The 21787-nt window shown below is 65.3% G+C and carries 23 protein-coding genes; 9 read left to right on the top strand and 14 right to left on the bottom strand.

Going from position 1 to position 21787, the window contains the following annotated elements; all coding sequences use genetic code 11:
- Window positions 1–199: 199 nt before the first annotated feature.
- The gene (locus tag KJP29_RS05805; RefSeq protein WP_218462620.1) at window positions 200–901 is read right to left on the bottom strand and encodes an HAD family hydrolase; all 702 of its coding nucleotides are present in this window, start codon (window positions 899–901) and stop codon (window positions 200–202) included.
- 237 nt (window positions 902–1138) lie between these two features.
- Between KJP29_RS05805 and clpS the strand changes: the two genes are divergently transcribed.
- The 4 genes from clpS (at window position 1139) to hemF (ending at window position 4289) form a co-directional block, all read left to right on the top strand.
- Entirely contained in the window at window positions 1139–1420 is a 282-nt protein-coding gene (gene clpS, locus KJP29_RS05800) for an ATP-dependent Clp protease adapter ClpS (protein WP_370630847.1), read from the top strand.
- A 23-nt stretch (window positions 1421–1443) separates the two neighbouring features.
- Window positions 1444–2418 (top strand): class I SAM-dependent methyltransferase, encoded by a 975-nt coding sequence (locus KJP29_RS05795; protein WP_218462619.1) that lies wholly within the window; start codon window positions 1444–1446, stop codon window positions 2416–2418.
- Window positions 2419–2456: 38 nt separating this feature from the next.
- On the top strand, window positions 2457–3296 hold the full coding sequence (locus KJP29_RS05790; protein WP_218462618.1) for an SDR family NAD(P)-dependent oxidoreductase: 840 nt from the start codon (window positions 2457–2459) through the stop codon (window positions 3294–3296).
- 84 nt (window positions 3297–3380) lie between these two features.
- A complete protein-coding gene (gene hemF / locus KJP29_RS05785) occupies window positions 3381–4289 on the top strand; it encodes an oxygen-dependent coproporphyrinogen oxidase (protein ID WP_255553456.1) in 909 nt (302 codons plus the stop codon).
- 15 nt (window positions 4290–4304) lie between these two features.
- Here the strand turns inward: hemF and KJP29_RS05780 are convergent, their stop codons facing one another.
- From KJP29_RS05780 to KJP29_RS05770, 3 genes are read right to left on the bottom strand one after another with little or no spacing between them, the layout of a single operon-like run.
- The gene (locus KJP29_RS05780) at window positions 4305–5576 is read right to left on the bottom strand and encodes a M48 family metallopeptidase (RefSeq protein WP_218462617.1); all 1272 of its coding nucleotides are present in this window, start codon (window positions 5574–5576) and stop codon (window positions 4305–4307) included.
- Complete coding sequence (locus tag KJP29_RS05775; RefSeq protein WP_218462616.1) at window positions 5573–6760, bottom strand: DUF898 family protein; 1188 nt, start codon at window positions 6758–6760, stop codon at window positions 5573–5575. Before KJP29_RS05775 ends, KJP29_RS05780 begins: the two co-directional genes overlap by 4 nt.
- Window positions 6761–6770: 10 nt before the next feature.
- A complete protein-coding gene (locus tag KJP29_RS05770) occupies window positions 6771–9101 on the bottom strand; it encodes a DNA topoisomerase IV subunit A (RefSeq protein WP_218462615.1) in 2331 nt (776 codons plus the stop codon).
- 145 nt (window positions 9102–9246) lie between these two features.
- Between KJP29_RS05770 and KJP29_RS05765 the strand changes: the two genes are divergently transcribed.
- The 4 genes from KJP29_RS05765 to KJP29_RS05750 all read left to right on the top strand — a co-directional run bounded on the left by KJP29_RS05765 (window position 9247) and on the right by KJP29_RS05750 (window position 11513).
- Entirely contained in the window at window positions 9247–9792 is a 546-nt protein-coding gene (locus tag KJP29_RS05765; RefSeq protein ID WP_218462614.1) for an SH3 domain-containing protein, read from the top strand.
- A 42-nt stretch (window positions 9793–9834) separates the two neighbouring features.
- The gene (locus KJP29_RS05760) at window positions 9835–10668 is read left to right on the top strand and encodes an SDR family NAD(P)-dependent oxidoreductase (protein WP_218462613.1); all 834 of its coding nucleotides are present in this window, start codon (window positions 9835–9837) and stop codon (window positions 10666–10668) included.
- Between the two features lie 69 nt (window positions 10669–10737).
- Window positions 10738–10941 (top strand): twin transmembrane helix small protein, encoded by a 204-nt coding sequence (locus KJP29_RS05755; protein ID WP_218462612.1) that lies wholly within the window; start codon window positions 10738–10740, stop codon window positions 10939–10941.
- Complete coding sequence (locus KJP29_RS05750; protein WP_218462611.1) at window positions 10941–11513, top strand: cob(I)yrinic acid a,c-diamide adenosyltransferase; 573 nt, start codon at window positions 10941–10943, stop codon at window positions 11511–11513. The genes KJP29_RS05755 and KJP29_RS05750 overlap by 1 nt, the downstream gene beginning before the upstream one ends.
- A 153-nt stretch (window positions 11514–11666) precedes the next feature.
- Here KJP29_RS05750 and fmt read toward each other — a convergent pair whose 3' ends face one another.
- The 3 genes from fmt to def (KJP29_RS05735) are packed head-to-tail and all read right to left on the bottom strand — an operon-like array spanning window position 11667 to window position 13613.
- On the bottom strand, window positions 11667–12566 hold the full coding sequence (gene fmt, locus KJP29_RS05745; protein ID WP_218462610.1) for a methionyl-tRNA formyltransferase: 900 nt from the start codon (window positions 12564–12566) through the stop codon (window positions 11667–11669).
- Window positions 12563–13063: a peptide deformylase gene (gene def / locus KJP29_RS05740; RefSeq protein WP_218462609.1), complete on the bottom strand. Its 501-nt coding sequence runs from the start codon at window positions 13061–13063 to the stop codon at window positions 12563–12565. Before def (KJP29_RS05740) ends, fmt begins: the two co-directional genes overlap by 4 nt.
- A gap of 28 nt (window positions 13064–13091) precedes the next feature.
- Entirely contained in the window at window positions 13092–13613 is a 522-nt protein-coding gene (gene def, locus KJP29_RS05735) for a peptide deformylase (protein WP_218462608.1), read from the bottom strand.
- A gap of 91 nt (window positions 13614–13704) precedes the next feature.
- Between def (KJP29_RS05735) and KJP29_RS05730 the strand changes: the two genes are divergently transcribed.
- Window positions 13705–14877, top strand: coding sequence for a MalY/PatB family protein (locus KJP29_RS05730; RefSeq protein WP_218462607.1), 1173 nt, complete (start codon window positions 13705–13707; stop codon window positions 14875–14877).
- A 31-nt stretch (window positions 14878–14908) separates the two neighbouring features.
- Here the strand turns inward: KJP29_RS05730 and KJP29_RS05725 are convergent, their stop codons facing one another.
- The 7 genes from KJP29_RS05725 to KJP29_RS05695 form a co-directional block, all read right to left on the bottom strand.
- A complete protein-coding gene (locus KJP29_RS05725; RefSeq protein ID WP_218462606.1) occupies window positions 14909–15259 on the bottom strand; it encodes a hypothetical protein in 351 nt (116 codons plus the stop codon).
- Window positions 15260–15370: 111 nt separating this feature from the next.
- Entirely contained in the window at window positions 15371–16162 is a 792-nt protein-coding gene (gene cobM, locus KJP29_RS05720; RefSeq protein ID WP_218462605.1) for a precorrin-4 C(11)-methyltransferase, read from the bottom strand.
- Window positions 16159–17997 carry a precorrin-3B C(17)-methyltransferase gene (gene cobJ / locus KJP29_RS05715; RefSeq protein WP_218462604.1) on the bottom strand — a complete coding sequence of 613 codons (1839 nt, stop codon included), beginning with the start codon at window positions 17995–17997 and terminating at the stop codon, window positions 16159–16161. The genes cobM and cobJ overlap by 4 nt, the downstream gene beginning before the upstream one ends.
- Window positions 17988–18689: a precorrin-2 C(20)-methyltransferase gene (cobI, locus tag KJP29_RS05710; protein WP_218462603.1), complete on the bottom strand. Its 702-nt coding sequence runs from the start codon at window positions 18687–18689 to the stop codon at window positions 17988–17990. The genes cobJ and cobI overlap by 10 nt, the downstream gene beginning before the upstream one ends.
- Complete coding sequence (gene cbiE / locus KJP29_RS05705; protein WP_218462602.1) at window positions 18686–19888, bottom strand: precorrin-6y C5,15-methyltransferase (decarboxylating) subunit CbiE; 1203 nt, start codon at window positions 19886–19888, stop codon at window positions 18686–18688. The genes cobI and cbiE overlap by 4 nt, the downstream gene beginning before the upstream one ends.
- Window positions 19885–20535 (bottom strand): precorrin-8X methylmutase, encoded by a 651-nt coding sequence (locus KJP29_RS05700; protein WP_218462601.1) that lies wholly within the window; start codon window positions 20533–20535, stop codon window positions 19885–19887. The genes cbiE and KJP29_RS05700 overlap by 4 nt, the downstream gene beginning before the upstream one ends.
- Window positions 20532–21785, bottom strand: coding sequence for a sirohydrochlorin chelatase (locus tag KJP29_RS05695; RefSeq protein ID WP_218462600.1), 1254 nt, complete (start codon window positions 21783–21785; stop codon window positions 20532–20534). Before KJP29_RS05695 ends, KJP29_RS05700 begins: the two co-directional genes overlap by 4 nt.
- Window positions 21786–21787 lie beyond the last annotated feature (2 nt).

The raw sequence follows: 21787 nt of genomic DNA, 5'->3' as shown, positions 1-21787 counted from the left end.
CTGCCTCATTCCCCGGACGATTGTTTTTTGGGTATCCGGTTTATTTTTCTGATTTGAAATCAGCCTAGCACGGGTCCCCAGATCGGAAAACACCTTACAAACAATATCTTTGGCGACCGGCCACGCCCCCGGACACCACATGTTGAGTGTCCCGCTTGGGACACCCCCAAAGGTTGAAAATGGCGAAAATGTGGCTTAGTTAGCCGAGGCTTTCGATAATCTTCGGCAACACACCCAGCCGCGCGATTTCGTGGAAACGCGGGTGCGTCGTCGGCGGTTCGGCATGTTCGAAGGCCCAGGTCAGATCGTGCGGCACATGCACGCCAAAGGCCCCGGCCTCGATCGCCGGGATCACGTCGGACTTGAGAGAATTGCCCACCATCATCGCGTCCTCGGGTGCGACACCCCGGCGGGCAAAGATCTCGCCATAGACCGGCGCGGACTTGTCCGACACGATCTCGACCCCGTCGAAAAGCTCGCCCAGACCCGACTGCGCGAGCTTGCGCTCCTGATCCAGAAGGTCGCCCTTGGTGATGAGAAGGATGCGGTAGTCGGCGGCCAGCCGCCCCACAACCTCTTCGACATCGGGCAGAAGTTCGATGGGATGCACCAGCATGTCCTGCCCGGCGGCGATCAACTCGGCGATCACGCTGGCGGGCACTTTCTGTTCGGTCACCTCGATGGCCGTTTCGATCATTGACAGCACGAACCCCTTGATCCCGAAGCCATAACGCCCGACGTTGCGCCGTTCTGCCGCGATGAGACGCTGCTCGAGATGGTCGCGTTCGGCATGATCCGCGAGGAGCTCGGCGAATCGATCCTGCGTCAGGCGAAAGAACTGCTCATTCTGCCAAAGCGTATCGTCGGCATCGAATGCGATTGTCGTCAATTTTACTGCCACAGTGGCCGCTCCTTCCGTCGAACCTCTTTATTTATGCGCATCTTACGTTATATTGTCTGCTTCAAACGAGCATGTTCCGGGGGCACATGCGCCCTGATTGGAGAGGCCCGAGTGCATCTGAAGCAAGTGGACATATGCGCCCCGACGGCGACCGGGGAAACCCTGGCTGCGGCTCCGGCCCGGACCCGGCCGGCGCGGCTTGGACCGTCCGACGACGATTTCGGCAACGAGACCGGCATCGCCACCAAGACGAAGCCCAAGACCAAGCGCCCGCCGCTCTACAAGGTCCTGCTCATCAACGACGATTTCACGCCAATGGAGTTCGTCGTCCTCATTCTCGAACGCTTCTTCGGAATGAACCACGCGCAGGCCTTCGAGATCATGCTGACAGTTCACAAGAAGGGCCTCGCGGTGGTCGGGGTGTTTTCCTACGAGATCGCCGAAACCAAGGTCGCGCAGGTGATGGACATGGCGCGCCAGCACCAGCACCCCCTTCAATGCACGATGGAGCGGGAATAGCTCCCGCCCCCTGACAGGCTCCCATGTCCTCCTCCCGACTGACCGCCGCGCTCGACAGCGGCTCGCTCGCCCTGCCCGAGGGGCGTATCGCGGTCTTCTCGCCGGTGATGGGCGCCGATCTGTCAGCCCTGCCCCGCGAACGGGTCGAGGTGATCAGCCGCTTCGCCCCCGATGCCACCTATTGGCAGGGACTGGGTTACAGGGTGCTGCAAGCGCCGGAAGGCACGTATGCCGCCGCCATCGTTCACATCCCGCGGGCCAAGGACGCCGCGAAAGGCCTTCTGTCCGAAGCCGCCGCCCATGCCGCGTTGATCGTGGTGGATGGTCAGAAAACCGACGGGATCGACTCGATCCTGAAGGCGGTCAAGGCGGTTGCGACACCGGACGCCGTGCAGTCCAAGGCGCATGGCAAGATCTTCTGGCTCGCCGCTCCTGATCTTGCCCTCTGGAAGGCCACGCCGCGCACCGTCAAAGGCGGTTTCGTCACCCGGCCCGGCGTCTTCTCCGCCGACGGGCCGGACAAGGGGTCGGAAGCGTTGGTCGCTGCCATGCCGACCCTTGCGGAGCATGTGGTGGACCTTGGCGCCGGTTGGGGGTTCCTGTCGCGCCATATCCTTCAAAACGAAGCGGTGACGCAGCTAGACCTCGTCGAAGCCGACCTGACCGCACTCGATTGCGCCCGTGAGAACGTGACCGATCCCCGCGCCCGCTTTTTCTGGGCTGACGCCACGGCGTTTGAGCCCCGCGCACTGGCCGACTGGGTCGTGACCAATCCGCCCTTCCACACCACCCGCGCGGGCGACCCGAACCTTGGGCGCGCTTTCATCGACGCGGCGGCCGACATGCTCAAACCCACGGGCCAGATGGTGCTGGTGGCCAACCGCCATCTTCCCTACGAAGACCTCATCGCCACCCGATTCCGCGAACATGCCGAAATCGGCGGCACTTCGGGGTTCAAGGTCATTCGCGCGGTGAAACCGCTTCGGTTGCGTCGTTGACCGGCCCTAAGCTCTCCCAAAGGTAGCAGGAGCTTCTCATGTCCTTTTCCATCGCCGGCAAGACCGCCATCGTCACCGGGGCCGCCAATGGCGTGGGCCTCGCCATCGCGCGGCACTTCATCAGCGAGGGCGCGAACGTGATCTGCGCCGACATGGACGAACTGAAACTGGCCGAGGAATTCGGCGCGAACCCGGACATGGACATCCTGCCCGAGGCAGACGGTGCCGAGCCTTCGAACGTACGGATCTTCGCGGGCGACTTGCGCAAGAAGCTGACCATCGCGAACCTTCTGTCAGCGACGCTCGACGCTTTCGACCGCGTCGACATTCTGGTCAACGCGAGCCGGCAGGTCGCCGCCTCCGACCCGCTCGACCCCGACGACAAGATGGTCGAGGCGCTGCTCGACCAGAACCTGATGACGGCTCTGCGCCTGTCGCGGGCCGTTGCGCGCAAGATGATCGCGCAGGCCGAGGGAAATGACGACCGCGGCGCGAGCATCGGCTCGATCGTCAACCTGACCTCGATCGCCGCCCATCGCACGCGCTCCAACCTGATGGCCTTTTCCATCGCCTCGGCCGCGCTGGAACAGATGACGCGCTCGATGGCCGTGGCGCTTGCTCCCGAAAAAATCCGGGTGAACGCGGTCTGCTTCGGCTCGGTGATGAGTGCCTCGTTGCGCGAATCGATCCTGAACGACTCCACGGTGCGCGACACGGTCATTCAGGGCACCCCTCTTGGCCGGATCGCGGAAGCGAGCGAAGTGGCCGAGGCCGCGCATTTCCTGGCCTCCGACGCGAGCCAGTTCGTGACCGGCCAAGTGGTGACGGTCGACGGCGGGCGCACCGTGATCGACGCCGTGGACACCGTGAGCCACTGATCGCGCCTGCGGTGGGACGCCGCAGGACATTCACATCCGATGCCCGATCCACTAGAGACAGGCGACATTCGAGGAGCAGCGCAGATGAGCGAGACTGTCGTGACGGCCGATATGATGGACGACGAAAAAACCCGCGCGAGCGCGTGGTTTCGTACCTTGCGCGACCAGATCGTTGCGGCCTTCGAGGGTCTCGAGGACTCGCTGGACAGCGGGCCATTCGCCACCCTGCCCGCCGGGCGGTTCGAGGTGACGGCAACGCGCCGTGCATCGGACGATGGCAGCGATGCGGGTGGCGGGCTCATGTCGGTGATGCGCGGAGGACGCGTGTTCGAAAAGGTCGGCGTGAACGTCTCGACCGTCTACGGCACCCTCGGCGCGGCGGCGCAACAGGCCATGGCCGCGCGCGGCGTGCCGGGGATCACGGAGGACCCGCGGTTCTGGGCCTCGGGCATCTCGCTCGTGGCGCATATGCAGAACCCGCATGCCCCCGCCGTCCACATGAATACGCGCATGTTCTGGACCCCGGGCGCTTGGTGGTTCGGCGGCGGCGCGGACCTGAACCCCTGCCTCGAATACGACGAGGACACCGCGCATTTCCATGCCGCGATGAAGGCCGGATGCGATCCGCACGGGGCGGACTACTACGACCGGTTCAAGGCCTGGGCGGACGAGTATTTCTTCATCCCCCACCGCCATCGGGCCCGGGGTGTGGGCGGGATCTTCTATGACGATCACACCACCGGCGACTGGGAGGCGGATTTCGCCTTTACCCAAGACGTGGGCCGCGCGTTTCTTCCGGCCTTCCTGCCGGTCACGGAACGCCGTCGCGACACGCCCTGGACCGAGGCCGACAAGGACGCTCAACTCGTGCACCGCGGCCTCTATGCCGAATACAACCTCGTCTACGACCGGGGCACGAAGTTCGGGCTGGCAACGGGACACGATGCGACCGCCGTGTTGATGAGCCTGCCGCCGCTGGCGAAATGGGTCTGACGAGCTGAAGACGGCCTAGTTGTCGCCCGAGAGACCCGTGGGCGCCCGACGGTTGTCGGTGTCGGGCTCTTCCCAACCCGCGTCGCTATCATCTTCGGCAGATCCATCGTCCTTCGCGCCCTCGGCCTCGTCGGCATTGTCCCGCACGCCGCAGATCTCGCGCAGGTCGCTCCATTGGCTGGCGGTCAGAACCTCGTTGCGATATTCCCGCCCGCCCGAGGCGACAGCCGAGGCTTCGATCCGCGCGGCCATCTGCGGATGCGACGACAGATGGGCCGCGAAGCCCTCCATATCGCCGTGCTCGTCCTTCATCCGCTGGAAGAATGTCCCGATCCATTTCGGATCGATGTCCGCCCGGCTCAAAAGCCCGTGGGCATAGGTGTCGGCCCCGGATTCGGCAGACTGGCTGTATTGCGCATTGATAAGCTGGTTGGTCAGGAACAGGACCACGGTGCCGCCGGCAAAATCCCCGAAGAGCAGCCCCAGCACGCCGATCGACCCAGCCGAGCGCAGCGCGTCGCGGGTCGGGTCACGGTTCACCACATGGCCGATCTCATGGGCGATGACGGCCGTGACCTCTTCCGCCGTTTCCGCCGAGTCGATGAGACCGCGGAACACGATCACCCGACCGCCGGGAAGGGCGAAGGCATTGACGAGTTCATGGTCCAGCACCGCAATTTCCACCGGATAGGGCAGGTCGTCCTCGGCCGACAGACGCCGCTCGATCTCGGCCATGGCCGCCATGCCGGCGGGGCGTTCACAGAGCGACACGGGGCTCGCATCGACCGAAAGCGCGGCGCGGATCTGCTCGAACGTCGCATCGCCCAGCGCCCGCTCGCCCTCGGGCGGTAGGTAGGTAGCCAGTTGATTGGCCATGATCGGCACGAGCACGAAGATGATGAGCGCGACACTCGCCACGGCACCGCTCGCCCAGGCCCCGATCCGCGGAAGGTTCGTCACCGGCGGGCGCAGCCGCAGGTGTTTCGCATTCTCGCGAATATGGATCGCGATCCCCGGATCCTGCACGATCAACCGTTCGAGGCTGTCGTGGCCCGGCTTCACGACGATCCCCTTGGCGTCCGCCTGATCGGGAAGCTCCCGGAGGTCGTCCAGAGGCCATGTCAACTCGTCGCCATTGGGAAAGCGCAGAAGGATCGCGCCAGGCTTGGACCAGATCGACATGCGCAGCACGCTCGCCGTCATGCCGTCCACGTAATCCGCAAAGACCTCGACGGGTTTCGCGGGCTCGGGTTCGGGCAACACGTTGGGATTCTCGAAGTCGCTCAAAACGCATCCCCCAGCGGCAGGGCATCGGCAAAGCCCTCGGCCTCGGCAAATTCGTCACGGGCGCGCTGACGCACGGCACGGAGCGCCTCGGGGTTCACGATCTCGGTCACTTCCGCGAAGTGTTTCGCCATCGGCAGCGAAATGAAGGTCTCCTTCAGCACCGACCAGAAGACGAAGTAGCCGAAATAGACCATCACGCCGAAAAGGATCGGCAAGGCACGGGGCAAGGCGCCAAAGTTGCCTTCTTCGAGGTTTGTCAGCACCTCGGGCCCCATCGCCGCGAGGATTGCGGCCACCACCGCGCCGAGGGCGATGCTCGCCCCGAGAAAGATACCGATCATCGCCGCCCAGCCGCCCGCATAGATGCCGATGACCCGCCCGGTCCGGGGCGCGGTGCGCAGCCGCACATCGCCCAGCGTCTTGGTCTCGGTCAGGGCCTTGAAGCTCTGCGCTTTCCAATGGGCAAGGCCGAAGACGAACCAGCCGAAGGCCAGTGTGCCGAGGGGCGAATAGCGGGGATCGGCGGTGACATAGGTCAGAACCCCGATGGCGACCGAAGCGAGAATGGCGAGGTAGACGTGGATCATCGGCTTCACCAGCAGCTTCCAAGACCCGCCCTGATGCATCCGGTGGTCGCCGTAATAGGTCCGGTCGACACGGTATTTCTCGAGCCAGTAGGTCTTGACCGGCCAGTAGAGCCCCAGCGTCACGACCGTCAGACCCCAATGCAGCATCGACCGCCACACGAAGCCCGCCACACCGGGTTCCAGTCCGAAACGGATGCCGCGCCAGCGGGTCCGGGCCAGCACATAGCGGCGCGCGCGATACTGGGCGAAGAAGATCATGGGCGTCAGGCCGATGACCGAGACGATATAGGCCGGTGCATTGCCCTTGAAGAGCGAGAAGGAGAAGAACATGAGGATCAGGTTCACGATCCCGATGTAGAAGGCGAGGAACACGACGGCGGTGAAGAACCCCAGAAGTTTCTCGGTTGGTGTGCCCACGTATTCGAGCGGGATGCCGCCGGGACGGATCGCGCTCCAGTAATAGCGGCGCATCCGGGTCTTCATCCAGAAGCGGTAGAACCCCGCCGTGAGCACCGTGAAGAGCCCGGTGATGAGCGCCAAGTTGAAGATCCGGGGTTTCTCGCCCGCATAATCCGTCTTGAGGTCAACAAAGGCCATCGGCGCTCGATCAGGTAAAGGTGTTCGACTTCGGAAATCCGTGCGGCGGCAAGCGACCCACGCCTGCACGTTTGCCGATCCACGGCGTCATGTCCACCTCGGTACGCGTGCGGTCGCCGCCGGCGGCCCAGGACAGACCCTTGTCCAGATCGAAGGTGGTAAGGTCCGAAAGCCCGCCGTCGAGGGCCAGCGTCCCCTGCCGCCCGCGCGCCATGTTGTATTTCTGAAGCCTGACGCCCTTGCCCCGGTTCATCTCGGGCAGTTCCGAGACCGGGAAGACGAGGAGCTTGCGGTTGTCGGACACCACGGCCACATGGTCGCCTGCGACGACACGCACCAGCTTCGCCACGTCTTCCCCGACGTTGAGAACCTGCTTGCCGTTCTTGGTCTGGGCCAGCACGTCGTCCTCGGGCACGATGAAACCGTTGCCCTCTTTCGACGCGACGATGAGCTTGCGACGGGCCTCGTGTGTAAACATGTCGATGATCTCGACATCGTTCGGCAGGTCGATCATGAGCCGGACCGGCTCGCCCATCCCCCGGCCTGACGGCATGTTCGCGCCCGACAGCGTATAAAACCGCCCGTTGGCCGCGAAGAGCAGGATCTTGTCCGTCGTCTGGGCGTGGAAGGCGAAGCGGGGGCCGTCGCCGTCCTTGAACTTGAGCTCGCGGGTCAGGTCGATATGCCCCGACATCGCGCGGATCCAGCCCATCTGCGAACAGACCACCGTGATCGGCTCGCGCTCGATCATCGCCTCGATCGGCACGTCGGGCACTTCGGCGGCTTCCGCGAACTGCGTGCGCCGGGCGCCGTGTTCGTAGTCCTTGCCGAATTTCTTCTTGGCCTCGCGCAGCTGCTCGGAAATCCGGTCCCATTGCAGGCTTTCGGACTCGAGAAGGTCTTCGAGACTCGCCCGCTCTTCCATCAGAGCGTCACGTTCGCGGACCAGCTCCATCTCCTCGAGCCGCCGCAAGGAGCGCAGGCGCATGTTGAGGATCGCGTCGGTCTGCACCTCGGTCAGCTCGCCCTCGCCCGGCCCCGGCGGCACGTAGTCGTGTTCGTTCGTCGCACGCGCGTGTTCGATCCCCCAGTCCTCGCGCATGAGCGCGACCTTGGGGTCTTCGTCATAGCGGATGATGTCGATCACCCGGTCGAGGTTCAGGAAGGCGATGATGAAGCCTTCGAGCACCTCGAGCCGGTGGTCGATCTTGTCCATCCGGTGTTTCGAGCGACGGATCAGGACCTCGCGCCGGAAATCGAGGAAGGCGCGCAGCACCTCTTTCAGCGAACAGACCTTGGGCGTCAGACCGTCGATCAACACGTTCATGTTGAGCGAAAAGCGTGTCTCGAGGTCCGAGTTGCGGAACATGAGCCCCATCAGAACCTCGGGGTCCACCGCGCGGCTCTTGGGCTCCAGCACGAGGCGGATGTCATCGGCACTCTCGTCGCGCACGTCGCCCAGAACCGGGATTTTCTTGAGCTGGATCAGCTCCGCGATCTTTTCGATCAGCTTGGATTTCTGAACCTGGTAGGGAATTTCCGTGACGATGATCTGCCACTGGCCACGGCCCAGATCCTCGACCTCCCACTTCGCGCGCAGCCGGATCGACCCGCGCCCGGTGCGGTAAGCCTCGGCAATCGACTCGCGGGGCTCGACGATGACGCCGCCGGTCGGGAAATCCGGCCCGGGGATATAGTTCAGAAGCGTGTCGTCACGGGCATCGGGCGTCCGGATCAGGTGAATACAGGCATCCACCAGTTCCGCGATGTTGTGCGGCGGGATGTTGGTGGCCATGCCGACCGCGATGCCTGCCGCGCCATTGGCGAGCAGATGCGGGAAGGTCGCGGGCAGCACCGCGGGTTCTTCCAGACGGCCATCGTAGTTGGGGCGGAAATCGACGGCGTTCTCTTCCAGTCCGTCGAGCATCGACTCGGCCACGAAGGTCATCCGCGCTTCGGTATAGCGCGACGCTGCCGGGTTATCCCCGTCGATGTTGCCGAAGTTCCCTTGCCCGTCGACGAGCGGGTAGCGCACGTTGAAATCCTGCGCGAGCCGCGCCATCGCGTCATAGATCGCGGCGTCGCCGTGCGGGTGGAAATCCCCCATCGTGTCGCCAGAAATCTTGGCCGACTTCAGGAACCGCCCGTTCGAGGCGAGCCGTAGTCGATACATCGCGTAAAGGATGCGCCGGTGCACCGGCTTCAACCCGTCGCGCGCATCGGGCAGCGCCCGGTTCATGATCGTGGATAGCGCATAGGTCAGGTAGCGCTCGCCAATCGCGCGGCGCAGCGGCTCGGCCACTTCCGAGCCGGTGTTTTCGTCGTCGATGAGATCGCTCATGTGACCCGGAATAGACGACCGCGGAATCGCGGTAAAGGACCGTCAGCGCCCCGGTGCGCAGATGACACACTCGAAAGAGCAAAAGGAATCGGAGCAAAATTGCGCCCGGCGCGTTACACTCAGGACCACTGAAGGGGATGTAACGATGGCTTTGCTGCGACTGACGTTGATCGCGACTGCCGCGCTTGGCGCGGCCATGTATCATTACGGACGGGACGATGGCCTGCCCGACGACCCTCTGGGCCGCGACACGGCGCTCGTATCGCCACGCCTGCTGGGTGGGCCTGCCTTGGCTGGGGGCGGCAATGAGAAGGAAAGCGACGCGCTCATGCTGGCCCTGGCTTCGGACGCGAGCCCCGAGAGCGCGACGCAGCTCGCCCTCGTGTCCTACGAGCCCGAAGTCGAGCCAGTGATTTCGGCCAAGAACCCGACCGCAGAGGTGGCCGATGTCGCCCCCGAACCCGAAGAGCCCGAACCCGAAGAGATCGAGCTTGCGTTGCTTTACGTCTCAGGAAGCTCGGTCAACGTCCGGGGTGGCCCATCAACCAGCTTCGGCGTGATCGACGCGCTCGGATATGGCACCCCTGTCCAGGACCTTGGCGACGCCGGCGAAGGCTGGCGCGAAATCCGGCTTCTGGAAACCGGGGAAACGGGCTACATGTCGGGCCAGTTCCTGACCGCCACGCCGTAGGGCATCCGCCCGCGCACTGGCCCCAATTCCGACCGAGGTCGTTTGGCCGACAAATCCCTCCTGATCACCGGCTGCTCCACGGGCATCGGCTATGACGCGGCCCACGGCATGAGGGCGCGCGGCTGGCGCGTGTTCGCGACCTGCCGGTCCGAAGCGGACTGCGAACGCCTGCGGGCCGAAGGACTGGAAAGCTTCCGCCTCGATCATACCGATGCCACGAGTATCGCCGACGCCATTGCCGAAGCCACCCGCCGCACCGGTGGCACGCTCGACGCGGTCTTCGTGAACGCGGGCGTGGGCATTCCCGTCGCGGCCGAGGACCTGTCGCTGGGTGCCCTGCGCGAGGTCTTCGAGGTCAATCTCTTCGGGGCGCATGAGGTCATCCGCAACGTGATCCCGGTCATGCGCGCACAGGGCCACGGCCGCATCGTCAACTGCTCCTCGACCCTCGGCCTTTCGACCATCCGCTGGCGCGCACCCTACGCGGCGTCGAAATTCGCGCTCGAGGGCTACACCGACACTCTGCGGCTGGAACTCGGCCCCGCGAACATCCAGGCGATCCTGATCGAGCCGGGTCCGATCACCTCGCACTTTCGGCTGAACTCGAAGAAGATGTTCGAGAAATGGGTGGACTGGGAAACCTCGGCCCTGCGCGACCAATACGCGGCACAGGTCCTGCCCCGGCTGACCCGCGACATAGACGCCCGCGACCCCTTCGAATTGCCCGCCTCCGCCGTCACCGAAAAACTCGCCCGCGCGCTGGAAAGCACCCGCCCGCGTCCGCGCTATTTCGTGACGACCCCGACCCATGTCGCCTACTGGGGGCGAAGGCTCCTGCCCACGCGTCTGGCCGACTGGCTCCTCGCCAAGGCCTGACCCCTCGCCATTCCCGCAGGGCTCCTGTATCCCGAGGGCGATCCATCCGGCCAGAAAGGGAGGCCACCCATGTTCGACGACCCGCTCGTCTTCATCCCCATCGGCGCAGTCCTCGTCGTCGCGCTCATCCTGCTCACCGGCATCGGCGGCTTCGCCAAGGGCGGCGAGTTCAACCGCAAGAACGCCAACAAGCTGATGCGCTGGCGCATCTATGCCCAGGCCGTCGCGATCGCCGTGATCCTCGGCTACATCTGGTTCCGGAGCCGCGGCTGATGGTGGTCCTGTCCAAGATCTACACCCGCACTGGGGACAAGGGCGAAACCGCGCTTGGCGACGGCTCGCGTGTCGCCAAGCATTCGGCCCGGGTCGAGGCCTACGGCACGGTCGACGAGACCAACGCCACGCTTGGTCTGGCCCGTCTGCATGCGACAGGCGAGATGGACGACGCCCTCGCGCGGATCCAGAATGACCTCTTCGACCTCGGCGCGGATCTCTGCCGTCCGAATCGCGCGGCGGACGACGAAGCCGAGTATCCGCCGCTCCGGATGATCGACGCCCAGGTCGAGCGGCTGGAAGCGGAAATCGACGCCATGAACAAGGATATGGCGCCGCTCAGGAGCTTCATCCTTCCCGGCGGCACGGCGCTTGCTGCGCACCTCCACCTGTCGCGCACGGTGTCGCGCCGGGCCGAGCGGCTGGCGACCGAACTCGCCACCACCGAGGACGTGAACCCCGCCGCGATCAAATACCTCAACCGCCTGTCGGACTGGTGCTTCGTCGCAGCGCGCGTGGCGAACAAGGACGGCGCGGAAGACGTGCTCTGGGTGCCAGGCGCCAATCGCTAGCCCCTGCCTCTCTCCTTCTGCCTCCCCATCATTGCTTCACAAATACCTTGGAGGGGATCGCCATTGTCGCGTCGATGGTCGGGAGATACAATGGCAACGGGGAAGCAAAGCCTTGCCCAGCAGGTCGGATGTCGCGACAGCGACAGCCGAAACCTAGCCCAGCCGCTCCGGCATCTGGGTGCCGCGCAGGAACTCGTCGGCCTCCATTGCCCGTTTGCCTTCCCGCTGCGCCCGCGTGATCTTGACCGCCCCCTGTCCGCAGGCCACGGTCAGCGGTCCGATCACCACCCCGGGGTCCCCGATGCCTTCGACCAGCCGTGCACCCAGCAGCTTGATCCGTTCGCCATCCATATCGCACCAGGCGCCGGGAAAGGGCGACAGCCCCCGGATCAGCGCGCCCACTTCGCCGGCCGTGCGGGTCCAGTCGACGCGCGCTTCGGCCTTGTCGATCTTCGCGGCATAGGTGACCCCCGCCTCGGGCTGCGGCTCGGGGGAAAGCGTCGGCAGGCGATCCAGCGCCTCGACGATCAGCCGCGACCCAAGGGCCGACAGCCGGTCGTGCAATGCGCCTGTCGTTTCCTCGTCTCCGATGGTCAGCGCCTCGCGCAAGAGCACGGGCCCGGTGTCGAGCCCCGCCTCCATCTGCATGATGCAAACGCCGGTTTCCGGGTCGCCCGCCATGATCGCGCGGTGAATGGGTGCCGCCCCCCGCCAGCGCGGCAGGAGCGAGGCGTGGATATTCAGGCAGCCATGCGTCGGCGCGTCGAGCACCGCCTGCGGCAGGATCAGGCCATAGGCCACGACCACGGCAATTTCGGCGCCCAGTGCCGCAAACTCAGCCTGCGCCTCGGCGTCCTTCAGCGACTTCGGATGGCGCACGGGAAGCCCCAGTGCCTCGGCCCGCGACTGCACCGGGGTCGGGCGGTCCTTCTTCCCGCGCCCGGCGGGGCGTGGCGGCTGGCAGTAGACGCAAAGCACCTCGTGCCCCGCTTCCACCAGCGCATCGAGCACCGGAACCGAGAAATCGGGGCTGCCCATGAAGACAAGTTTCACCGCGTTGCCTTCCGTGCCTTGGCCACCAGACGGTCGCGCTTCAGCTTGGACAGATGATCAAAATACATCTTGCCATTGAGGTGGTCGATCTGGTGCTGCACGCTCGTCGCCCAGAGACCGACGAAATCCCGCTCCTCGACCTCGCTTTGAGCGTTGAGGAACCGCACCCTGACCGCACGAGGGCGCGAGATCGTGGCCCAGACGCCGGGCAGGTTGGGTGAGCCCTCGTCATGATCGCGCATCTGCACACTGGCGTGAAGCACCTCGGGATTGGCCATGCGCACGGCCTGCCCGCGAGTTTCGCTCGCGTCCACCACGGCAAGGCGGCGCATGATACCAAGCTGCACGGCGGCAAGACCGACACCTGGCATCGCGTCCATGGCACGGATCATCTCGTCCCAGATCGCGCGCACGTCGTCGTCGATCGTGTCGACCGGCGCTGCGGGCGTGCGCAGCCGTTTGTCCGGATACATGACAAAGGGGCGGTGGGCGGCCATGGGCACCTCGGATTTCAGGACGTAGGGCTCAGGCGCGCGCCTGTTCGCGTTTCATCTTGGCCGACTTGCGGGTCATCATCTGCCGTTTCATGGGCGAGAGATAGTCGATGAAGAGCTTGCCATTGAGGTGGTCGATCTCGTGTTGGACGCAGGTGGCCCAGAGCCCCTCGAAGTCCTGCTCTTTTTCGTTGCCGTCCCGGTCGAGCCATTTCACACGCACTTCGGCGGGACGCGTCACCTCCGCGTATTGCTCGGGGATCGACAGGCAGCCTTCCTCATAGACGCTGGTATCGTCTGACGACAAGAGCACCTCGGGGTTGAACATCACCATCGGGCGCGGGGGTTCCGCATCGTCCTTGACACAGTCCATCACGATCACCCGTTGCAGCACACCGACCTGCGGCGCAGCAAGTCCGATGCCCGGCGCGTCATACATCGTGTCGAGCATGTCATCGGCAAGCTTGCGCAGCTCGTCCGAGACATCAGGCACGGCGTCGCACACCTTCTTCAGGCGTGGATCGGGGTGAATGAGAATAGGCTTGATCGACATGGCAATCAGATAGGACAGCCGCGCGGCTTGCGCAACGCCCCTTGCGCCCGGAGCCCACTGGCGTAGCTTGGCCCGACGATCAGGAGGCCCCATGAGTTACGATTTCGACACCGTCCACAACCGCGTCGGCACCCATTCCGCCAAGTGGGACAAGATGGAAGCGCTCTATGGCGTGTCGCCCGAGACCGGTATTTCCATGTGGGTGGCCGATATGGATTTCCCGGCAGCGCCCCCGATCCAGCGTGCACTGAAAGGCATGATGGAGCCCGGGATCTATGGCTACTACGGCGACGATGCCGGCTATCTCGCTGCGATCTGCTGGTGGATGGACAGCCGCCATGGCTGGACCGTGAACCCCGATGCGATCTTCACGACCCACGGGCTGGTGAACGGCTACGCGCTTTGCCTCGATGCCTTCTCCAAACCCGGCGACGGCGTGATCCTGATGACGCCCGTCTACCATGCATTCCACCGTGTCATCCGGGCCGCGGGGCGCGAGCTCGTCGAATGCCCCCTCGCGCTGGTCGACGGGCGGTACGAGCTCGACATCGCCGCATGGGACGCGCAGATGACCGGGAACGAAAAGATCCTTACCCTCTGCTCGCCGCATAATCCGGGCGGGCGCGTCTGGACGCAGGCCGAGCTTGAGGCGATCGCCGATTTCGCCCGCCGCCATGACCTCGTCCTGATTTCGGACGAGGTGCATCACGACCTCGTCTTCCCCGGCGCGAGCCATATCCCGATGGCGACCCTCCCTGACATCGAGGATCGGCTGGTGATGATGACCGCCACCACGAAGACCTTCAACATCGCGGGCACCCATTCCGGTAACGTGATCATTCCAGACGACAGGCTGCGCGCCGCCTTTGCCGCGCGGATGATGGCGCTTGGCATTTCGCCCAACAGCTTCGGAATGATCATGGCGGAGGCCGCCTATTCCCCCGAGGGCGCGGAATGGGTCGATGCGCTGGTCAATTACCTCGATGGAAACCGCCGTCTGCTGGATCAGGGGTTGAATGCGATCCCCGGCGTGCGGTCGATGCCGCTGGAAGCGACCTACCTTGGCTGGGTAGACTTCGCCGGCACCGGGATGGAGCCGTCCGAATTCACGCGTCGCGTCGAAGGCGCGGGGATCGCGGTGAACCATGGCGCGACCTTCGGCACGGGCGGCGAGAGCTTTCTCCGGTTCAACTTCGCAACCCAGCGTTCGCTGGTGGTGGAGGCCGTGGAACGGGTACAGGCGGCCTTTTCGGACCTGCAGTGACCCGGCTGGCTGAACCGACTAGACGACCCGTCTAGCGCGGGCCTTCGATCAGCCCGACGGGCGCATCCGGGTCGCGCGCGAAATCGAGTGGCGCGCGGTCCGAGGCGGCCGTCGCACGTTTGAACTCATAGCGCATGAGCGGCCCATCCTCTTCCGAGGCCACGATCAGGCATTGGTAGAGATGGTTGTCCCCGGCGTAGAGGTCGACCAGCCCGCGCAACTTCGGCGCGTCTTCCTGCGCGAGAGCAAAGCCACCCTCGCGAAACTCCAGCACGGGAAACATCGTTTCGCCCACGGCGACCTTCAGCCGCGACGACCGGCGTTTCTGCCGCACACGCGCGGCGTCGAGCCCTTGCAACAACTCATCACGAACAACGTCCATGACACCCTCCGTTACTCCCCTAAATCATGGTAACACCACGATTAATCTCAGGTTAACAGAAAAGTTCGTTGAAAGGTTCCACGGTTCATTTCCATATCCTGAACCTGTGGCTCAGGTATTGTGCTCTTCGACCAATGTCACACCGACCACGGGGCGCAGCACATGGGGCCTTTCCGGGTCGTAAAGTGCCGAGTCCTTGAAGTCACGGATCGTGCCCAGCGCGGGGCCCACGAGGATAAGAGCGGTGCGCGTGATCTTCTCGGCACGGACCTTCAACCGGATGTCCGAGAGCGTGCCGCGAATGAGCATCTCGTCCGGCCAACCCACGCGATAGGCGACCACCACGGGACAATCCGCACCGTAATGTGGCGTCAGCACACGCTCGATTTCCCGCATGTTGCGCACGCCCAGGTGGATGGCGAGCGTCGCGCCAGTCCGGGCAAAATTCTCCAGCGTCTCGCCCTCGGGCATCGCCGTCGATTGCATCGAAACCCGTGTCAGGACAATGCTTTGCGCAATCTCCGGGATGGTCAGTTCCTGTCCCAGCGCCGCCGCAGCCGCAGCATAGGCGGGCACGCCCGGCACGATCTGATAGGGGATATCGTCGGCACGCAACCGGCGGATCTGTTCGGCGATGGCCCCGTAGAGGGACGGGTCACCCGAATGGACCCGCGCCACGTCCTCGCCGCGCCGGTGTGCGGCAAGGATTTCGGCATGCGTGTCGTCGAGAGTCATCGGTGCCGTGTCCATCACCCGCGCCCCGTCCGGCGCACCGGCGACGACCTCGGGCGGCACGAGTGAGCCAGCATAAAGACAGACAGGACAGGCCGCGATCAGGCGCTGCGCCTTGAGCGTCAGAAGCTCTGGGTCACCCGGACCCGCACCGATGAAATAGACGGTCACTGCGCCTTCTCCTCTTCCAGATGCCGGTTGCCCACGTCCTTGAGATCGCCATCGATTCGCCGCGCATAGCCACGCGGGGTGAACATGCGCGGCCCTTCGCCAAGCTGCGCGAGCCGGGTATTGGACGACCCGACGAGCACCACGGTCAGCATATCGACCTCGTCCACCTCGAGGTCGCAGAGAATACGGTAGCGTATGCTTTCCTGCGGACGGCCAAGGTTGGAAGCGAGCAGGACAGGCGTATCGGCCGGCCGGTGCCTTAGCAGGATGTCTCGCGCCTCGGCCAGAAGCGTGCGGCGGGTGCGCGACACGGGGTTGTAGAAAGCGATGACGAAATCGCCCTCGGCGGCCGCGTTCAGCCGTCGGATGATGTCGTCGCGGGGTGTCAGCAGGTCAGAGAGCGAGATCGTGCAGAAGTCATGGCCGAGCGGCGCACCGGCGCGCGCTGCGGCACCCTGAAGCGCGGAGACGCCAGGCGAACAGACGACCTCGACGCGCCGTGCGGCATCGCTGACACCCCCGAAATCGGGCGCCCGGTCGAGCAACTCGAACACCAGCGCGCCCATGGCATAGATCCCGGCATCCCCGGAACAGACGAGCGCGACGTTCTTGCCCAGCCCGGCCTGCTCCAGCGCATAGCGGCACCGGTCCTCTTCCCCGCCAAGCGGGAAGTCCGACCGCGCCTTGCCCGCCGCGAGCGGGCCGAGCAGGTCGATGTAAAGCCCATACCCCACAAGCTCCTCGGCATCGGCCACCAGACGCGAAACTTCCGGCGTGCGCCAGGTCGATTGACCCGGACCGATGCCGACGATCGACAGACGTCCACGGGGCCGGCCCGCGAGGGTGGTGATCGGCGCTGGCGCCCGAACAAGGGCGCAGGTGGCATTGGCCGTCTTGCGCTTTGTTGCCGCGAACTGGCCCGCCTCGCCCGCAAGGCACAGGGCGGCGTTCTCGCTCACGCCGTGGGTACCGACCTCGGCAAAGACCACCTCTGACGGGTTCGCGCTGCGCCCGGTCTGGGCCTCCAGTTCGGCGGCTGGGAAGAGCCGCAGCGGAACGCCCAGACGGGCGGCGAGCGACAGGATCGCCGGTTCATCGGCCTTGAGGTCGATGGTGCCCACCGCGGCGATGGCACCGGGAGCAATTCCGGCGTCCGCCAGCGTGGACAGGACCAGATCCCAAAGCTCCTCCGGCGGGCAATTGCGGGCACAGCCGACACCCAGGGTGAAGACCTGCGGATGATAGACGAGCCGTGCTTCCGACCCGTCAAGCGACGTCTCGGTCACGGCAAGTTCCACCCCGCCGTCCGTGTCCTCGAGCCCGAAGATGTTGTCGCCAATGACGCTCACGCCCGACCCGGACAGAAGCGCGGCCATGGCACCCTTGGCGTCCTCCGGGTTCGCCAGGCGGTAGCCCGGCGGCGGCACGTCGAGCGCCGCGCCGATGGCAATGTCGCCTGCCGTGGTGACGGCGGCTTTGGCACCCAATGCGGCAGCGATTTCGGTTGCGAGCCGGTTCGCACCCCGGTGTCCCCCCAGAAGCGGAATGACCACCGATCCGTCGTCCGAGACGGACAGAACGGGTGGCTCACTCCGCTTGTCGGAAAGGAGCGGCGCCACGGCGCGGATCAGGATGCCAGAGGCACAGACACCAACGACCGGCGTCCCGGCGGCGAACAGATCGCGCGCATGATCGAGCGCATTGGCGAAGAACACATCGGCCCTCTCCACACGATCCATACGGCCATGAATGGTGGCACCGAGCGCCACGGCGACACGGTGCGCCGTCGCTTCACCCGACCGGTTGAGACAGAGCACGACGGGGGTCACAGCCATGGGTCGGCACCTTTCGTCACTAAGATCATCGAAAAATAGGGGGCCGGATCGGGCGCCTCCGACAAGGGCAGGATACGTTCTTCGGCCAGCGTCGCGCGCTCGACATAGGTGGCGCTTTCGGCCAGTCCGAGTGTGGTCAGCACATCACGGATGCGCCCAAGATGGCGGCCCACCTTCATGATGGCGACCGAACTGGCCGCCTCGATCCGCGCCCCGATTTCGTCGGACGGAAGCGGGCCGGGGATGACGGTCAGCACCTCGTTGCGTGCCGCGAGGGGCCGTGCCGCTCGTGCCGAAGCGGCCGAGACCGAAGTGACACCTGGGATGATCCGGGTCGGAAACCGACGGGCGAGACGCGCGTGCAGATACATGAAGGACCCGTAGAACAGAGGGTCCCCTTCGCAGAGGACCGCGACGTCCGCCCCGCTGGACAGTGCCGCAGAAATCCGTTCCGCTCCAAGGTCATAGGCCGCCTGTGCCGGTTCGCGCGCCTTGGTCATCGGGACCTCGATCACGATCTCATGCGCCCCCGCCGCGATATGTTCGGCGGCGATGGAGCGGGCAAGGCTTGGCGTGTCGGGCAGCGCCGGATAGGCGACGACGGGGGCCGTAGCGATGGCCCGCACCGCGGCCAGCGTCATCAGGTCCGGGTCGCCCGGACCAAGGCCCACACCGATCAGGGTTCCGCTCATCGCTTGATCAGGCTCCACTGCATCACGGGCATAGCCGGCCGCCACCCGGTGCGCGGCCCCAGGTCGTCAGCGCGCGAGATGCCGAGCTGGATCAACTCGCCACCATGAGTCTTGTAAAGCTCCAGAAGCACGGCCTGGCTTTCGAGCGTCACGGCGTTTGCAACCATCCGCCCGAGCGGCTTCAGCGCCGACCATGCGGATACGTATGTGCCTTCCGACAACCCGCCGCCGATGAAGACCGCATCGGGCGCCTCGAGCCCCTCGAGAGCCGCGGGCACCATGCCGTCGATGATCTCCAGTCGCGGCACGCCAAGCGCCAGCGCATTGGCAGCCGCCATGGCGCGTCGGTCGGCTCGAGGTTCGATCCCGATGGCGCGGGCATAGCGGGCGGCACGCATCCACTCGACCGCGACGGAGCCGCAGCCGGTCCCGATGTCCCACAAAAGCGCCCCTCGCATCGGCATAAGCTTCGCCACGGTCAGCGCCCGCACCTCGCGTTTCGTCATGGTGCCGTCGTGCTGGAACAGGTCGTCCGGCAGGCCCGGCACGCGCGGGAGGAGCGCGGCGTTGGGGGCCGCGATGCACTCGACCGCGAGCGTGTTGAAGGCGGGCACCTCGTGGCTCCAGTTTTCCGCCGTCCCATCGAACCGCGCTTCGTCCTTGCCGCCCATATTGGCGAAGACCGTCATCGGGCTCCGGCCGAAACCCCGTTCGGTCAGGAACCGCGCGATCTGCCCCGGCGTCTCGCTGCCGGTGGTCAGGATCAGGAGCCGTGCGTCGGGCTGGATGAAAGCGATCATCTGCTCGACCGGGCGGCCATGGACGGTCAGCGTTTCGAGGTCGGCCATGGACCAGCCCATCCGGGCAGAGGCCAGTTGGAAGGCCGAAAGCTGCGGGTGATAGGTGATCTCGCCGGGAGGAATGCCACGCCCGATCCGGGCACCAACCGAGAACCAGAGCGGATCCCCGGTCGCCAGCACCACGACACGTTTGCCCCGGTAAGAGAGAAGCGTGTCGATCAGCGCATCGAAGGGCGAGGGCCAGGAGACGCGCTCGGCGGTCACACCATCCGACAGCGAATGGTGACGGTCGCCGCCGATGATCACCTCGGCAGCCTCGACCACGGCGCGGGTGGCGGGGGTCAGCCCGTCCATGCCGTCCTCGCCGATCCCGACGATATGGAGCCAGGGTTGGGTCATTGCAGTTTCTCCGGAAGGCCCGCGGCGAGCGCATTGACGGCGGCCGAGGCGATCGCCGACCCGCCCCTGCGCCCGCGCAGGGCGACGAAGTCGCAGCCGCGCGGGTTGTTGGACAACTCGGCCTTGGATTCCGCCGCGCCGACGAAGCCCACGGGAAACCCGAGGATCACCGCCGGTTTCGGCGCGCCGGCGTCCAGGAGCTCGAGCAGGTGGAACAGCGCTGTCGGTGCGTTGCCGATGGCGACGACGGCGCCTTGCAGCCGATCCGCCCAAAGCTCGACCGCGGCTGCGGACCTCGTGTTGCCGATGGACTTCGCACGGTCCGGAACGGAAGGATCGTTCAGCGTCACGATCACCTCGTTCTGGCGCGGCAGGTAACGGCGAATGATCCCCGCGCCGACCATTTCGCAATCACACAGGATCGGCGCACCGGCGAGCAAGGCATCGTGGCCCGCCTCATAGGCGCGATCCGAAAATGACAGCCGGTCGGCTACCTCGACCATGCCGCAGGCGTGGATTATCCGCGTGGCGAGCGCCGCCATGCCCACCGGAAACCGATCCAGCCGCGCCTCACGCTCCACGGTAGCGAAGCTCTCGCGGTAGATCGCGGCAGGGTCGCGCGTGTAGCGAAGTGGCGGGCGGGTCATTTGCGACGCGCCGATTCTGGCCCGTGCGGATGTTTCGCATGGGGATAGACCGGGTGGTGGTGGCCGTGGTCATGCCCGTGATCGTGCCCGTTACCATGATGATGGTGATGGTGGTCGCGATGGTGCCCGTGGTCGTGATCATGGTCATGGTCATGGTGGCCATGGTCATGGGCGTGCAGATGAAGCCGGCACTCGCCGGTGCAGAAGGTGGTGCAGAAGCGGCAATCCTCGACGTTGGACCCCGGCGCCGAGGCCCCCTGCCCTTCGACGTGGTGGTGATGGCTTTCCTGGATCGCGCCGACTTCGGCTTCGAAACCCAACACCTCGACCCGGTATTTGCACATGACGCAGGTCGGCGGCGGCACCTCGGCATAGGCGGGGTGTCCGGCCCGATCCTCGGGTTTCACGTGGACGTGTTTGCCTGCCGACAGCGACAGAACCTGCTCGCGGTAGCCGCAGGTGCCGCAGTTGGGCGGCGGCACCGCGCCAAGCTGCTCGGTCACGCGTTCGGCGAAGGTCTCGAGCACTTTGGGGTGGTCGTTGAGATAACCGGCCTTGACGAACTGGATGCCTGGGTGCGCCTCGGCGACGCGGTCGGTGAACCCGTAAATCCGGTCGATCAGGATGCCGGTGAAGAGGAAGTAAGGGAAGACGACGATGCGCTTGTATCCAAGCCGCGCGGCGTGTTGCAGGCAGGGTTCGACGAGCGGGAAGGTCACGCCGGAATAGCCAACCTCGAGCCAGCCGAACCCCATGCCTTCCTGCAGAAGGCGTGCGATCTTGGCGACATTGGCGTTGGCATCCGGGTCCGACGCACCGCGCCCGATGACGACGAGACAGGTGTCGTGGATATCCACCGGTCCCTGCGTCGCATCTGCCTCGGCCAGAGAGGCGCGGATACGGTCGCCGGCCGCTGCGATCATCTTCGGATCGACGCCAAGCTCACGGCCGTATGAGACTTCGATCCCGTGTTCGGCGGCATAGGTATTGAGCACAGTGGGAATGTCGTTCTTCGAATGCATCGCGGCGAAGAGCATCCCCGGCACCGCGACGATCCGGTCGCAGCCCGCCTCCCGCAGGTTGTCGAGACCGACGCGGATCACCGGGTTCGCGAACTCGAGATAGCCGTAGTCGACGATCCAGTCGTCCGGGAAGAAGGCGGGGAGCTTCTCGGCAAGCACCTTGAACTCGTCCACCGCGGACTGGCTGCGCGACCCGTGGCCGCAGATCATGACACCGATCTTCGACATGG

It is taken from the genome of Maritimibacter sp. DP1N21-5 (assembly GCF_019218295.1).
Taxonomy (GTDB): Bacteria; Pseudomonadota; Alphaproteobacteria; order Rhodobacterales; family Rhodobacteraceae; genus Maritimibacter.
Note: the sequence above shows the minus strand (reverse complement) of the source record. Positions and strands in the feature narration are given on the sequence as shown.

What these genes read in the sequence shown, in the direction of transcription:
- KJP29_RS05795 (WP_218462619.1), top strand. Translation starts at nt 1,444, where the DNA reads ATGTCCTCCTCCCGACTGACCGCCGCGCTCGACAGCGGCTCGCTCGCC.
- KJP29_RS05790 (WP_218462618.1), top strand. Translation starts at nt 2,457, where the DNA reads ATGTCCTTTTCCATCGCCGGCAAGACCGCCATCGTCACCGGGGCCGCC.
- hemF (WP_255553456.1), top strand. Translation starts at nt 3,381, where the DNA reads ATGAGCGAGACTGTCGTGACGGCCGATATGATGGACGACGAAAAAACC.
- KJP29_RS05775 (WP_218462616.1), bottom strand. Translation starts at nt 6,760, where the DNA reads ATGGCCTTTGTTGACCTCAAGACGGATTATGCGGGCGAGAAACCCCGG.
- KJP29_RS05770 (WP_218462615.1), bottom strand. Translation starts at nt 9,101, where the DNA reads ATGAGCGATCTCATCGACGACGAAAACACCGGCTCGGAAGTGGCCGAG.
- KJP29_RS05765 (WP_218462614.1), top strand. Translation starts at nt 9,247, where the DNA reads ATGGCTTTGCTGCGACTGACGTTGATCGCGACTGCCGCGCTTGGCGCG.
- KJP29_RS05755 (WP_218462612.1), top strand. Translation starts at nt 10,738, where the DNA reads ATGTTCGACGACCCGCTCGTCTTCATCCCCATCGGCGCAGTCCTCGTC.
- KJP29_RS05750 (WP_218462611.1), top strand. Translation starts at nt 10,941, where the DNA reads ATGGTGGTCCTGTCCAAGATCTACACCCGCACTGGGGACAAGGGCGAA.
- def (WP_218462609.1), bottom strand. Translation starts at nt 13,063, where the DNA reads ATGGCCGCCCACCGCCCCTTTGTCATGTATCCGGACAAACGGCTGCGC.
- def (WP_218462608.1), bottom strand. Translation starts at nt 13,613, where the DNA reads ATGTCGATCAAGCCTATTCTCATTCACCCCGATCCACGCCTGAAGAAG.
- KJP29_RS05730 (WP_218462607.1), top strand. Translation starts at nt 13,705, where the DNA reads ATGAGTTACGATTTCGACACCGTCCACAACCGCGTCGGCACCCATTCC.
- KJP29_RS05725 (WP_218462606.1), bottom strand. Translation starts at nt 15,259, where the DNA reads ATGGACGTTGTTCGTGATGAGTTGTTGCAAGGGCTCGACGCCGCGCGT.
- cobJ (WP_218462604.1), bottom strand. Translation starts at nt 17,997, where the DNA reads ATGGCTGTGACCCCCGTCGTGCTCTGTCTCAACCGGTCGGGTGAAGCG.
- cobI (WP_218462603.1), bottom strand. Translation starts at nt 18,689, where the DNA reads ATGAGCGGAACCCTGATCGGTGTGGGCCTTGGTCCGGGCGACCCGGAC.
- cbiE (WP_218462602.1), bottom strand. Translation starts at nt 19,888, where the DNA reads ATGACCCAACCCTGGCTCCATATCGTCGGGATCGGCGAGGACGGCATG.
- KJP29_RS05700 (WP_218462601.1), bottom strand. Translation starts at nt 20,535, where the DNA reads ATGACCCGCCCGCCACTTCGCTACACGCGCGACCCTGCCGCGATCTAC.
- KJP29_RS05695 (WP_218462600.1), bottom strand. Translation starts at nt 21,785, where the DNA reads ATGTCGAAGATCGGTGTCATGATCTGCGGCCACGGGTCGCGCAGCCAG.